This is a genomic window from Brachybacterium phenoliresistens (assembly GCF_000576425.1).
Classification (GTDB): Bacteria; Actinomycetota; Actinomycetes; order Actinomycetales; family Dermabacteraceae; genus Brachybacterium; species Brachybacterium phenoliresistens.
Genome location: NZ_KK069988.1, coordinates 472080 through 484803, shown reverse-complemented (window position 1 = coordinate 484803; position 12724 = coordinate 472080). Strand labels below are relative to the sequence as shown.

Annotated in this window: 11 protein-coding genes; 8 read left to right on the top strand and 3 right to left on the bottom strand. The window is 72.5% G+C overall.

All coding sequences use genetic code 11. The annotated features are described in order from the left end of the window. From uvrC to secG, 8 genes are all read left to right on the top strand, one after another. A complete protein-coding gene (gene uvrC / locus BF93_RS02235; RefSeq protein WP_038370265.1) occupies positions 1-1893 on the top strand; it encodes an excinuclease ABC subunit UvrC in 1893 nt (630 codons plus the stop codon). A gap of 23 nt (positions 1894-1916) precedes the next feature. Continuing rightward, a complete protein-coding gene (rapZ, locus tag BF93_RS02230; RefSeq protein ID WP_051486416.1) occupies positions 1917-2816 on the top strand; it encodes an RNase adapter RapZ in 900 nt (299 codons plus the stop codon). Then, on the top strand, positions 2813-3880 hold the full coding sequence (locus BF93_RS02225; RefSeq protein ID WP_084148182.1) for a gluconeogenesis factor YvcK family protein: 1068 nt from the start codon (positions 2813-2815) through the stop codon (positions 3878-3880). The genes rapZ and BF93_RS02225 overlap by 4 nt, the downstream gene beginning before the upstream one ends. Beyond that, on the top strand, positions 3864-4841 hold the full coding sequence (gene whiA / locus BF93_RS02220) for a DNA-binding protein WhiA (protein WP_038370264.1): 978 nt from the start codon (positions 3864-3866) through the stop codon (positions 4839-4841). The genes BF93_RS02225 and whiA overlap by 17 nt, the downstream gene beginning before the upstream one ends. 186 nt (positions 4842-5027) lie before the next feature. Next, the gene (gap, locus tag BF93_RS02215) at positions 5028-6032 is read left to right on the top strand and encodes a type I glyceraldehyde-3-phosphate dehydrogenase (protein WP_038370263.1); all 1005 of its coding nucleotides are present in this window, start codon (positions 5028-5030) and stop codon (positions 6030-6032) included. Between the two features lie 117 nt (positions 6033-6149). Then, positions 6150-7349: a phosphoglycerate kinase gene (locus BF93_RS02210; RefSeq protein WP_038370547.1), complete on the top strand. Its 1200-nt coding sequence runs from the start codon at positions 6150-6152 to the stop codon at positions 7347-7349. Continuing rightward, entirely contained in the window at positions 7346-8122 is a 777-nt protein-coding gene (gene tpiA / locus BF93_RS02205) for a triose-phosphate isomerase (protein WP_038370262.1), read from the top strand. The genes BF93_RS02210 and tpiA overlap by 4 nt, the downstream gene beginning before the upstream one ends. Positions 8123-8221: 99 nt before the next feature. Beyond that, on the top strand, positions 8222-8464 hold the full coding sequence (gene secG, locus BF93_RS02200) for a preprotein translocase subunit SecG (protein ID WP_038370546.1): 243 nt from the start codon (positions 8222-8224) through the stop codon (positions 8462-8464). An 84-nt stretch (positions 8465-8548) separates the two neighbouring features. Here the strand turns inward: secG and BF93_RS02195 are convergent, their stop codons facing one another. The 3 genes from BF93_RS02195 to zwf all read right to left on the bottom strand — a co-directional run bounded on the left by BF93_RS02195 (position 8549) and on the right by zwf (position 12702). Next, entirely contained in the window at positions 8549-9082 is a 534-nt protein-coding gene (locus BF93_RS02195) for a hypothetical protein (RefSeq protein ID WP_156954011.1), read from the bottom strand. 384 nt (positions 9083-9466) lie between these two features. After that, a complete protein-coding gene (gene pgl / locus BF93_RS02190) occupies positions 9467-11170 on the bottom strand; it encodes a 6-phosphogluconolactonase (protein ID WP_038370260.1) in 1704 nt (567 codons plus the stop codon). Next, positions 11167-12702 (bottom strand): glucose-6-phosphate dehydrogenase, encoded by a 1536-nt coding sequence (gene zwf, locus BF93_RS02185; RefSeq protein ID WP_038370258.1) that lies wholly within the window; start codon positions 12700-12702, stop codon positions 11167-11169. Before zwf ends, pgl begins: the two co-directional genes overlap by 4 nt. Positions 12703-12724 lie beyond the last annotated feature (22 nt).

Below are 12724 nucleotides of genomic sequence, written 5' to 3'. Positions count from 1 at the left end.
ATGGCCGATCCCGCGACCTATCGCCCGGCGCCCGGGACCATCCCGACCTCCCCGGGGGTCTACCGCTTCCGCGACGCCGACGGCCGGGTGGTCTACGTCGGCAAGGCCAAGAACCTGCGCCAGCGGCTGTCCAACTACTTCCAGGACATCTCGGCGCTGCACGACCGCACCCGCCGCATGGTCACCACCGCGGCGAGCGTCGAGTGGACGGTGGTGGGCACCGAGGTCGAGGCGCTCACCCTCGAGTACACCTGGATCAAGGAGTACGACCCGCGGTTCAACGTCAAGTTCCGCGACGACAAGTCCTACCCGTTCCTCGCGATCACCATGGGGGAGCGGTTCCCGCGGGTGCACGTCACCCGCAGGCCGCGGGCGAAGGGGGACCGCACCTTCGGTCCCTACGCCCAGGTCTGGGCGATCCGGGAGACGGTCGACCTCATGCTGCGCGTGTTCCCGGTGCGGACCTGCACGCCGGGCGTGTTCCGCCGGGCGGAGCGCAGCGGCCGCCCCTGTCTGCTGGGGTTCATCGGCAAGTGCTCGGCGCCGTGCACGGGGGAGATCTCCGAGCAGGACCATCGCCGCCTGGCCGAGCAGTTCGCGGACTTCATGGCCGGCAACACCGCGACCTACACCCGGCGCATCGAGCAGCGCATGCGGGAGGCCGCCGCGGCGATGGACTACGAGACGGCCGCCTCGCTGCGCGACGACCTGCAGGCCCTCACCGCGGTGATGGAGAAGAACTCGGTCGTGCTCTCCGATGCGACCGATGCGGACCTGGTCTCCATCGTGCAGGACGAGCTGGAGGCCTCCGTGCAGGTCTTCCACGTGCGCGGCGGCCGGATCCGCGGCCAGCGCGGCTGGACGGCGGAGCTGCTGGACGAGTCCACGCCCTCCGATCTCATGGAGCGCGCCCTGACCCAGCTCTACACCGACGGGGAGGCGCCCCGCGAGGTGCTCGTCTCCGAGCTCCCCTCGAACGAGGACCAGGTGCGCCAGCTGCTGGGCCGCGGCGCGGACCTGCGGGTGCCGCGACGCGGGGAGAAGAAGGAGCTGCTGGGCACCGTCACCGCCAACGCGCAGGAGGCCCTGCGCCTGGGCCGGCTGCGCCGCACCGGCGACCTCACGGCCCGCTCCAAGGCCCTCGAGGACCTGGGGGAGGCCCTCGAGCTGGCCGAGCCGCCGCTGCGGATCGAGTGCTTCGACATCTCCCACTCCCAGGGCACGAACGTGGTGGGGTCGATGGTGGTCTTCGAGGACGGACTGCCCCGCAAGAGCGAGTACCGCCGCTACTCGGTCAGCGGGGAGGCGGCCCGCGACGACACCAGCTCGATGTACGACGTCATCCGGCGGCGCCTCCAGCGCCACCTGAACCCGCCCGAGCAGAGCGAGGAGGATGCGCGCCGCTTCGCCTACCCTCCCTCGCTGATCCTCGTCGACGGCGGGGCGCCGCAGGTCGCCGCCGCCCAGCGCGCCTTCGACGACCTGGGGGTGAGCGACGTGGCGCTGGCCGGGATCGCCAAGCGCCTCGAGGAGATCTGGCTGCCCGGCGAGGAGCACCCGCTGATCCTGCCGCGCACCAGCGAGGCCCTGTTCCTCGTGCAGCGGCTGCGCGACGAGGCCCACCGCTTCGCCATCAGCTACCACCGCTCCAAGCGGGGCCGCGCCCAGAACCAGAGCGCCCTGGACGGCATCCCGGGGCTGGGCCCGGCCCGGCGGCGCGCGCTGCTGGACCGCTTCGTGACGGTCCGGGCGATCCGCGAGGCCGAGCCCGAGCAGCTGCGGGAGGTCGACGGGATCGGGCCGGCATTGGCCGCGCAGATCCTCGCCGCGCTACGATCCGAGGAGCCCGGACCGGCGGTGGACATGTCCACCGGGGAGATCCTCGAGCCGTGAGCGGGCCCGCGGAAGGAGAGCACGTGACCAGTTCATCCGGTCAGCAGGCGCAGCCTGCCGGAGGTCCGGGGGAGATCGTCATCATCACGGGGCTCGCGGGCTCGGGCCGCGAGACCGCCGCCCATGCCCTCGAGGACCTGGGCTGGTACGTCGTCTACAACATCGCCCCCCAGCTGATCGGGACGCTGTACGAGCTGCAGGCCCAGGCCGAGGGGCGGGACACCCGCTTCGCCGTGGTCGTGGATCCGCGCTCCGGCCCCTTCTTCTCCGAGCTGTCCGAGGTGGTCCAGACCCTCCGCCGCGCCGAGCTGCGCCCGCGCCTGGTGTTCCTCACCGCCAAGGAGGACGTGCTGGTGCGGCGCTTCGACTCGGTGCGCCGCCCCCACCCGCTGCAGGGCGACGAGGGCGTGCTCGAGGGGATCCGCCGCGAGCGGGAGATGCTCGCCCCCTACCGCCGCCTGGCCGACGTCGTCATCGACACCAGCGGCATGAACGTCCACCAGCTGACGATGAAGATGCGCACCAGCTTCGGCTCCTTCGAGGAGCAGTCGCTGACGGTCAACGTGGTCTCCTTCGGGTTCAAGTACGGCATCCCCATCGAGGCCGACCATGTCAGCGACGTGCGCTTCATCCCCAACCCATACTGGGTCGAGGGGCTGCGCGCGAAGCGGGGCACGGACCCGGAGGTCGCCGAGTTCGTGCTGGAGAACGCCAACGCCCGCGAGTTCGCCGAGCGCTATCTCGACATGATCGCGCCGGTCCTGCGCGGGTACACCGGCGAGAACAAGCACTTCACGACCCTGGCGATCGGCTGCACCGGCGGCAAGCACCGCTCCGTGGCGATGGCCGAGCACATCGCCGACGGCCTGCGCCAGAGCGGTCATGCCGTCCGGGTCCGTCACCGCGACCTGGGGCGCGAATGAGCCCCGCGGCGCGGCCGGGGACGCCCCGGCGACGCGGGCGCGCGCGGATCGGCAACCCCTCCACCGGCATGCGGGTGGTGGCGCTCGGCGGCGGGCACGGCCTCGCGGCGAACCTGCGCAGCCTGCGCCTGCTGGTCGAGGACATCACCGCCGTGGTGACCGTCGCCGACAACGGCGGCTCCTCCGGCCGGATCCGGACGGAGCTGCCGGTGCTGCCGCCGGGGGACCTGCGGATGGCCCTCGCCGCGCTGTGCGAGGACTCCGACTGGGGCTCGATCTGGCGCGACGTGATCCAGCACCGCTTCTCGACCACGGGCGAGCTGGACGGGCACGCCCTTGGGAACCTCCTGATCGTCGCCCTGTGGCAGATCCTCGAGGACCCCATCGCCGCGCTCGACCAGATGGGCGAGCTGCTGGGCGCCCGCGGGCGCGTGCTGCCGATGGCCCTGGAGCCGCTGGACATCGAGGCCGATGTGCTCGACGCCTCCGGGACGATGCGCCTGGTGCGCGGGCAGGCCCAGGTCGCCAAGGCCGACGGCCGCGTCCAGGAGGTGCGCCTGCTGCCGGCCACCCCGCGGGTCCCCGAGCAGGTCATCGAGGCGATCCATCGGGCCGACTGGGTGATCATCGGCCCCGGCTCCTGGTACACCTCCGTGCTGCCGCACCTGATGATCCCCGAGATCGCCGAGGCGATCCGCACCACCAGCGCCCGGCGCTGCGTGACGATGAACCTCAGCGCCGGGACGCAGGAGACCGAGGGCCGCTCCAGCCGGGACCTGCTCGAGGAGCTCTTCGAGCGCGAGCCCGGCATCCGCTTCGATGCGCTGGTGGCCGATCCGACCGCCCTCGAGGACGCCTCGGAGCTCGCCGATCTGGCCGACCGCCATGGCATCCGCACCCTGCTGCGGCAGGTGAGCGTGCGCACCGGGGTCGCCGTGCATGACCCGATCCGCCTGGCCGCGGCGTACCGTGACCTGTTCGACGGCGCCTACGGCGACGTGGACGACCAGGCCCCCACCCCGCCCCTGCAGATGGAGGATCCCCGCGATGGCGCTCACCGGTGACGTCAAGGAGGAGCTCGCCCGCCTCGAGGTGACCCGGCCCTCGGCACGCAAGGCCGAGGCCGCCGCGATGCTCCGCTTCGCCGGAGGACTGCACCTGGTCGCCGGGAAGATCGCGGTCGAGGCCGAGCTCGACCATGCCGCCAGCGCCCGGCGCCTGCGCGCCGCGATCGCGGACATGTACGGGCACTCCAGCGAGATCGCGGTGCTCGCCGCCTCCGGGATCCGCCGCTCCACCCGCTACGTGCTGCGGGTCCACGGCGACGGCGCGGTCCTGGCCCGGCAGACGGGCCTGCTCGATGCCCGCGGCCGCCCGGTGCGCGGCATGCCGCCGGCCGTGGTCGGCGGCGCCCTGCCCGACGCCCAGGCCGCCTGGCGCGGCGCGTTCCTCGCCCGGGGCTCGCTGACCGAGCCCGGCCGCAGCTCGGCCCTCGAGCTCAGCTGCCCGGGACCGGAGGTGGCGCTGGCGATGGTCGGGGCCGCGCGCCGCCTCGGCGTGACCTCCAAGGCGCGCGAGATGCGCGGCATCGACCGGGTGGTGCTGCGCGACGGCGACCAGATCTCCGCGCTGCTGACGCTGATGGGCGCGCACCAGACCGTCCTCACCTGGGAGGACCGCCGCACCCGGCGGGAGGTGCGGGCGACCGCGCACCGCCTGGCGAACTTCGACGACGCCAACCTCCGCCGCAGCGCGCGCGCCGCCGTGGCCGCGGGCCAGCGCGTGGAGCGGGCCCTGGAGATCCTCGGGGACGAGGTCCCCGACCACCTCCTGCAGGCCGGCCGGCTGCGCCTCGAGCACCGCCAGGCGAGCCTGGAGGAGCTGGGCCGCCACTCCGATCCGCCGATGACCAAGGATGCCGTCGCCGGGCGCATCCGGCGCCTGCTGGCGCTCGCGGACAAGCGCGCCGAAGAGCTCGGGATCCCGGGCACGGACGCGGGAGTCCGCGACGAGGACGCCTCCTGACCTGCATCGATGCCGGGCGCGGGACGTCCCGTCTCACGGTGTGCGCACGCTGGGCGGCGGGTCCCTGAAGCATTGGTACGCTATCGGGTGGCCGGGCACACATCGCCCGGTCGTCCGAGCGTACGACGGTGTGCGCGACACCCATCGCCGCGGCATCTCCGAGGTGCCGCGATCCAAGGAGGAACCGTGGCCCTCAAGGTCGGTATTAACGGATTCGGTCGCATCGGGCGCAACTTCCTGCGCGCCGCGCTCGAGCAGAAGGCAGACATCGAGATCGTCGGCGTGAACGACCTGACCGACAACGCGACGCTCGCCAACCTCATCAAGTACGACTCCATCGGCGGCGTCCTGCCCTACGACGTCTCGTTCGACGACGAGTCCATCACCGTCGGGGAGAACACCTTCAAGGCCTTCGCCGAGCGCGACCCGGCCAACCTCCCCTGGGGCGAGATCGGCGCGGACGTCGTCATCGAGTCCACCGGCATCTTCACCAACGCCGAGAAGGCCAAGGCCCACCTCGACGCGGGGGCCAAGAAGGTCATCATCTCCGCTCCCGCCACCAACGAGGACGCGACCTTCGTGATCGGCGTCAACGAGGGCGACTACGACCCGGCGACGCACCACATCGTCTCCAACGCCTCCTGCACCACCAACAGCCTCGCGCCGCTGGCCAAGGTGCTGAACGAGAAGTTCGGGATCGTCAAGGGCCTGATGACCACGATCCACGCCTACACCTCGGACCAGGTGCTGCAGGACGGCCCCCACAAGGACCCGCGCCGTGCCCGCGCCGCCGCCCTGAACATCGTCCCCACCACCACCGGCGCCGCCAAGGCCGTCGCCCTGGTGCTGCCCGAGCTCAAGGGCAAGCTGGACGGCTACTCGCTGCGCGTGCCGGTCCCCACCGGCTCGATCACCGACCTGACCTTCGAGGCGACCCGCGAGGTCACCGCCGAGGAGATCAACGCCGCCGTCAAGGAGGCCGCCGAGGGCCCGCTCAAGGGCATCCTGCGCTACACCGAGGACCCGATCGTCTCCAAGGACATCGAGGGCGACCCGCACTCCTCGATCTTCGACGCGCAGCTGACCAAGGTCAACGGCAACCTCGTCAAGGTCTTCGCCTGGTACGACAACGAGTGGGGCTTCTCCAACCGCCTCGTCGAGCTCTCGCAGCTCGTCGGCAAGTCCCTCTGATCCGCCCGTCGTCGCGCTGACGACACGGACAGCCACGGAGCCCGCCGGACGCCACCCTGCAGGGTCGGCGACCGGCGGGCTCCGCTCGTCCCCCTCCGACCGGAAGGAAGCTCTGTGCTGAAGACCCTCGAATCGCTCGGCGATCTGCGCGGGAAGCGCGTGATCGTGCGCGCGGACCTCAACGTCCCCCTCGACGGCGAGACCATCACCGACGACGGCCGCATCCGCGCCGCCCTGCCCACCCTGACCCGCCTGGTCGACGCCGGCGCCCGCGTGGTCGTCGTCTCCCACCTCGGCCGCCCCAAGGGCGCCCCCGAGGACCGCTACTCCCTGCGCCCCGTCGTGGCCCGCCTCGGCGAGCTGCTGGGCCAGGAGGTCGCCTTCGCGAACGACACCGTGGGCGAGAGCGCCCGCGAGGTCGTCTCCGCGCTGGAGGACGGCCGCGTCGCCGTGCTGGAGAACCTCCGCTTCAACGCCGGCGAGACCGCCAAGGACGAGTCTGAGCGCACCGCCTTCGCGCGCGAGCTCGCCGAGCTGGGCGACGCCTTCGTCTCCGACGGCTTCGGCGTCGTCCACCGCAAGCAGGCCTCCGTGTACGAGCTCGCGCAGCTCCTGCCCGCGGCGGCCGGCGAGCTGGTCGGCCGCGAGGTCGAGGCCCTGCGCAAGGTCACCGACACCCCGGAGCGCCCCTTCGTGGTGATCCTGGGCGGCTCGAAGGTCTCCGACAAGCTCGGCGTCATCGACACCCTGCTGACCAAGGCCGACCGCATCCTCATCGGCGGCGGCATGGCCTTCACCTTCCTCAAGGCCAAGGGCTGGGAGATCGGCACCTCGCTCCTGGACGGCGATCAGCTCGAGACGGTGCGCGGCTACATCGCGCAGGCCGAGTCCGCGGGCGTCGAGCTCGTGCTGCCGGTGGACGCCGTGGTGGCGCCCGCCTTCGCGGCCGACTCCCCGGCGACCACCGTCGCGGCCGACGCCATGCCGGTGGACCAGATGGGCCTGGACATCGGACCGGAGTCCGCGAAGCTCTTCGCCGAGAAGATCGCCGATGCGGCGACCGTCTTCTGGAACGGGCCGATGGGCGTGTTCGAATTCGAGGCCTTCGCCGGCGGCACCCGCGCCGTCGCCGAGGCCCTCGCCGAGGCGCCCGGATACACCGTGGTCGGAGGCGGCGACTCGGCCGCCGCCGTCCGCACCCTGGGCTTCGAGGAGTCGAAGTTCTCGCACATCTCCACCGGCGGCGGTGCGAGCCTCGAGCTGATCGAGGGCAAGGCCCTGCCGGGCATCACCATTCTCGAGGAGGACGACAAGTGAGCAGCCGCACCCCGCTGATGGCGGGCAACTGGAAGATGAACCTGGACTGGAAGCAGGGCCTGGCCCTGGTCGAGGACCTGGGCGACGCCCTGAAGGACGTCGACACCGACGCCGTCGAGGTCGCGGTGATCCCGCCGTTCGTGGACATCCGCACCGTGCAGACCGCCGTCGAGGCCGGGAAGCTCCCGATCGCCTACGGCGGCCAGGACATCTCCGAGCACGAGTCCGGCGCCTACACCGGCGAGACCTCCGGGCAGATGCTCGCCGCCCTCGGCGCGACCTACGCCCTGGTGGGCCACTCGGAGCGGCGCCAGTACCACGCCGAGACCGAGCAGATCACCAACGCCAAGGTCAAGGCCGCCTTCGCCGCCGGCCTGGTGCCGATCCTCTGCGTCGGGGAGCCGCTCGAGGAGCGCAAGGCCGGCAAGCACGTCGAGTACACCCTCGCCCAGCTCGAGGGCGGCGTCGAGGGCCTCTCCGCCGAGGACGCCGCGAAGATCGTCATCGCCTACGAGCCGGTGTGGGCCATCGGCACCGGCGAGGTCGCCACCCCGGAGGACGCCCAGGAGGTCTGCGCGGCGATCCGCGAGGCGCTGCGCGGCCTGTTCTCCCCGGAGGTCGCCGACGCCGTCCGCGTGCTGTACGGCGGCAGCGTGAAGTCCTCCAACGTCGCCGAGATCATGGGCAAGGAGGACGTCGACGGGGCTCTCGTGGGCGGCGCCTCGCTCAAGGCCGACGAGTTCGCGAAGATCGCCGGGTACCAGAGCGCCTGATCCCTGTGCGCCGGCCCACGGGCCGCGTCCCCCAGGGGGCGCGGCCCGTGCCGTATCCTGGACGCGTACGTGCTTCGACCGGAAGGGGTCTTCGTGGACCTGTCCCTGCTGCGGATCATCCTGCAGGTGTTCATCGCGGTCACCGGGATCCTGGTGATCATGCTCATCCTGCTGCACAAGGGCCGGGGCGGCGGCCTGTCGGACATGTTCGGCGGCGGCGTCTCCTCGACCGCGAGCGCCTCCGGCGTCGCGGAGCGGAACCTGAACCGCCTCACCGTGACCCTGGCCGTGCTGTGGGCCGCCGGTGCCGTGGGCCTGGGCATCATCGAACGCATCCTGTGATCCGAGCGCGCTGCGGCGCGCACCGAACGGGCCGTCCCCTCCGGGGCGGCCCGTTCCGTCGTTCCTGGGCCGGGGGAGACGCGCTCACGCGGCGACGGCCATCTCCTCCGCACGGAGGTCGATGAGCACGTCGTGCTCGGCGGCGATCGGCACCAGGTGGCGCTCGAGCGGGGTCGTCCTGGGCGTGCTCGCCGTGATCCCCTCGGGATGCGCCGCGGCGATCCGTTCGCCGTCCATCTCCACGTCGATGCCGACGTCGAGGTGGTTCCCCACGATGTCGATCCCGGCGCTGATGATGCCGAGGCCCTCGGCGCCGTCCCCGGCGAACACGGCGTCCTGCGCGGCCGTGAGCTCGTCCCAGGAGTGCTCGACGGGCGCCACGCGGACGTAGGCGTCGAACTCGGCGCCGAGGAGATCGCGCGCCTGGTCGACGACCTCCGCGCCGTCGTCCGTCACGAAGATCTCGAGCATCGTGCCGTCCGAGGTGAGCGCGGCGCCGGCGAAGACGTCCGTGCGGGTCCACAGCAGCTCCTGCACCGGCAGGGTCGCGGCGGCCTCCATCGCCGGATCGGGGGCCCCGTCCCAGACCCGCTGGCCCTCCTCGTCGGTGCGGTTCACGCCGCGGTCCGGCGGGGCGGCGGGGGAGGAGGGCGGCGGTCCGGACGAGGGAGGCGGCGCGGACGGGGGAGGCGGCGGGGAGGGGCTGCTCGACGGGCCGGCCCCGTTCTGCGGCGCCCCCGAGGATGAGAGCACGATCGCGACCACGAGGCACAGCACGGCGAGGGCGGAGGCCCCGACCGTCAGCAGGACCGACGCACGGGCACGGACCGGTGGCCCCATGGCTGCCCCCTCTCGATGCTCCCCGGGGCAGACAGTGTGGCACAGGGCGCCCCGGCACGGGCCTCCGGCGGCAGGAACGGCCGCAGGGCCCGTCCCCGCGCTCGAGCGCGGGGACGGGCCCTGCCAGGGGCGACGCGCACCGCGGGAGGCGGTGCGGGCCGATCAGGTCGTCGGCGGGAGCTCCGCGGCGGCGGCCTCGTCGAGGAACCAGGTGGTCGACTCCAGCCCGCGCACGGCCGAGGCCGGTGTGCCGGTCGGGTCGATCTCGCCGTGGCCGCGGGCGACGGCGGCGGCCTTCTCCGCGCCGGCGACCAGCAGGGCCACGTGGCGGGCGGAGTTCACGACCGGCCAGGTCAGCGAGATCCGCTCGGCCGGGGGCTTCGGGGACTCGCGCACGGGGATCACGTTCGCGCTCACGTCCTGCTGCGCCGGGTGCTCCGGGAACAGGGAGGCGATGTGCCCGTCGGGGCCCATGCCCAGCAGGATCACGTCGAAGAACGCCTGCCCGCGGGTGCGGAACGGGGCGTCGCCGCCGGCGAGGTCCAGCTGCTGGCCGTACCAGGCAGCGGACTCGTCCAGAGACATCCCGTCCGAGGTGGCGGGCATGCGGTGCACGCGGTGGGCGGGCAGGCCCAGGGCCTCGATGGCGGGCTGCACGGCGGCGTCGTTGCGGTCCGGGTGGCCCGCCTCGACGAAGCGCTCGTCGCCCCACCACAGGTGCAGGGCGCCGGTGTCCACGCCCGCCGCCGCGAGGGCGTCGGGCAGGGCCAGCGCGGTCTTCACGCCGACGGTGCCGCCGGTGAGGACCAGGTGCGCCACGCCCCGGGCGTCGATCGCCTCGCGCAGCCGGGCGGCGACGTGCGCCGCCGCATCGGCCGCGACGGCATCGGCGTCGGCTGAGATCGCATCGGTCGGGGCGGGCTTGTCCTTGGCATACGTGGACAGGTTGCGCACCACCGAGTACGCGTGGGAGAGGACGTCGCCGTAGACCTCGTCGGGGTCCAGGCGCCGCAGCTCCTCGGCGAGGAGCTCGTACAGCGAGCGCTCCGGCATCGCCACGTGCTGGCCCGCCTGGTCGCCCGGGAGGGTCAGGACGATCGAGTCGTCGTTCTCGCGGCGCAGGCTCACGGTGCCCTCGGCGCGGTGCAGGACGATGCCCTGCACGCCGGGGGCGTCCGTGCTCGGGGCCTCGACCCGGACCTCCGTGCCCAGGGACAGCTCGAGCCAGGAGGCCAGCAGCACCACGGACGGGTCCTCCGCCCGGCCGGTGACGACCACGCGGTCCGGCGTGGTGGCCGGCGGCACCTCGTAGGCGGTGGCCACCAGGCCGCGCCAGTTGGTCAGCCGGGCCCAGGCCAGGTCCGAGTCCCCGCTGGAGTACCCGCGGCGCAGCCGCTTGAGCGTCGCCGTCGGCTCGCCGCAGGCGAGCGCGTCGGTGATGCGGCGCTGGGACATGGAGCCGAGCACGTCGTGGACGGGGGAGGAGGGAGCGTTCTCGGGCCACCAGGTGACGATCGGCGCATCCGGCAGCAGCAGCGGCATGATCAGCGTGTCGAGGTTCGCCATCACCTCGCCGCGGGCGCGCAGGATGATGATCTCCCCGGCGCCGGCGTCGCGCCCCACACGGATCTCCGCGTCGAGGCCTGAGACCTCGGCGTCGCGATCGGCGTCGACCACGATGACCCGGCTGGGGTGCTCGTGGCTGGCGCGCACGGCGGCCTCCAGGGGCGCGTCGATGTCCTCGCCGGTGGCGACGATCAGCAGGGTCAGCACGCGGCCGATGGTGTTGGCCCCGAACGTCTCCCGCATCTGCGTCATCTTCTTGTCGATCGCCGACGCGGTGGTATCGGTCAGGGTGGTGATCACGGTCGCCTCCAGGCGCGCCCGTCGCGGGCGAGCATCTCGTGTGCGGTGTCCGGGCCCCAGGTCCCGGAGCGGTACGGGGTGGGGGGCAGCTGCTCGGCCCAGAACGCGGTGATCGGGTCCAGGATCTTCCAGGACAGCTCGACCTCCCGCTGGCGCGGGAACAGCGGCGGGTCGCCCAGCAGCATGTCGAGGATCAGGCGCTCGTAGGCCTCCGGGGACTCCTCGGTGAAGGACGAGCCGTAGGCGAAGTCCATCGTCACGTCCCGCACCTCCATCTGGGTGCCCGGGACCTTGGAGCCGAAGCGCATGGTGACGCCCTCGTCCGGCTGGACGCGGATGACGATCGCGTTCTGGCCCAGATCCGCCGCATCGGTCGACCGGAAGGGCAGGAACGGCGCGCGCTTGAGGATCACGGCGATCTCGGTGACGCGGCGTCCCAGGCGCTTCCCGGCACGCAGGTAGAACGGCACGCCCGCCCAGCGGCGGGTGGCGATGTCCAGGCGGATCGCGGCGAAGGTCTCGGTCTGCGAGTCGGCCGGGATCCCGTCCTCCTCGAGGTAGCCGCGCACGTGCTCGCCGCCCTGCAGCCCGCCGACGTACTGTCCGCGGGCGGTGTGGGCCCCGAGCTCCTCGGGGAGGGTGACGGCCGCGAGGACCTTCTCCTTCTCGGCGCGCAGGTCGCTGGCCTCGAAGGAGACGGGCTCCTCCATGGCGGTCAGCGCCAGCAGCTGCAGCAGGTGGTTCTGGACGACGTCCCGGGCGGTGCCGATCCCGTCGTAGAACCCGGCGCGGGAGCCGATGCCGATGTCCTCGGCCATGGTGATCTGCACATGGTCGACGTAGTTCGCGTTCCAGATCGGCTCGAACATCTGGTTGGCGAAGCGCAGCGCCAGGATGTTCTGGACGGTCTCCTTGCCCAGGTAGTGGTCGATGCGGAAGACGTCCTCGGGACGGAAGACCTTCTCGACGACGTCGTTCAGCTCGCGGGCCGACTCGAGGTCGTGGCCGAAGGGCTTCTCGATGACCACGCGGCGCCAGGATCCGTCCCGGCTGGTGTTCAGGCCGGAGTTGGCCAGCTGCTCGCACACCTGCGGGAACGCGCCCGGCGGGATGGAGAGGTAGAAGGCGTGGTTGCCGCCGGTGCCGCGGGTGCGGTCCAGCTCGCCGACCACGCGGGTCAGCTCCTCGAAGGCGGCGGCGTCGTCGAACTCGCCCGTCACGAAGCGGAGCCCGCCGCGCAGCTGCTCGAAGACGGCCTCGCTGAAGGGCGTGCGGGCATGCGCCTCGACGCTGTCGTGCACGTACTGCGCGAAGTCCTCGTCGCTCCAGTCGCGGCGGCCGAAGCCGACCAGTCCGAAGCTGGGCGGCAGCAGGCCGCGGTTGGTGAGGTCGTAGATGGCCGGCAGGAGCTTCTTGCGGGCCAGGTCGCCGGTCACGCCGAACATCACCATCGAGCAGGGGCCCGCGATGAGAGGCAGACGGCGATCACGCGGGTCCCGCAAGGGGTTGCCCTGCGTCTCGGTGTCGTTCACGGTGTTCCTTTCGGCAGGACGC

Coding starts and splice junctions, on each gene's coding strand:
- whiA (WP_038370264.1), top strand. CDS start 3,864: ATGGCGCTCACCGGTGACGTCAAGGAGGAGCTCGCCCGCCTCGAGGTG.
- BF93_RS02225 (WP_084148182.1), top strand. CDS start 2,813: ATGAGCCCCGCGGCGCGGCCGGGGACGCCCCGGCGACGCGGGCGCGCG.
- uvrC (WP_038370265.1), top strand. CDS start 1: ATGGCCGATCCCGCGACCTATCGCCCGGCGCCCGGGACCATCCCGACC.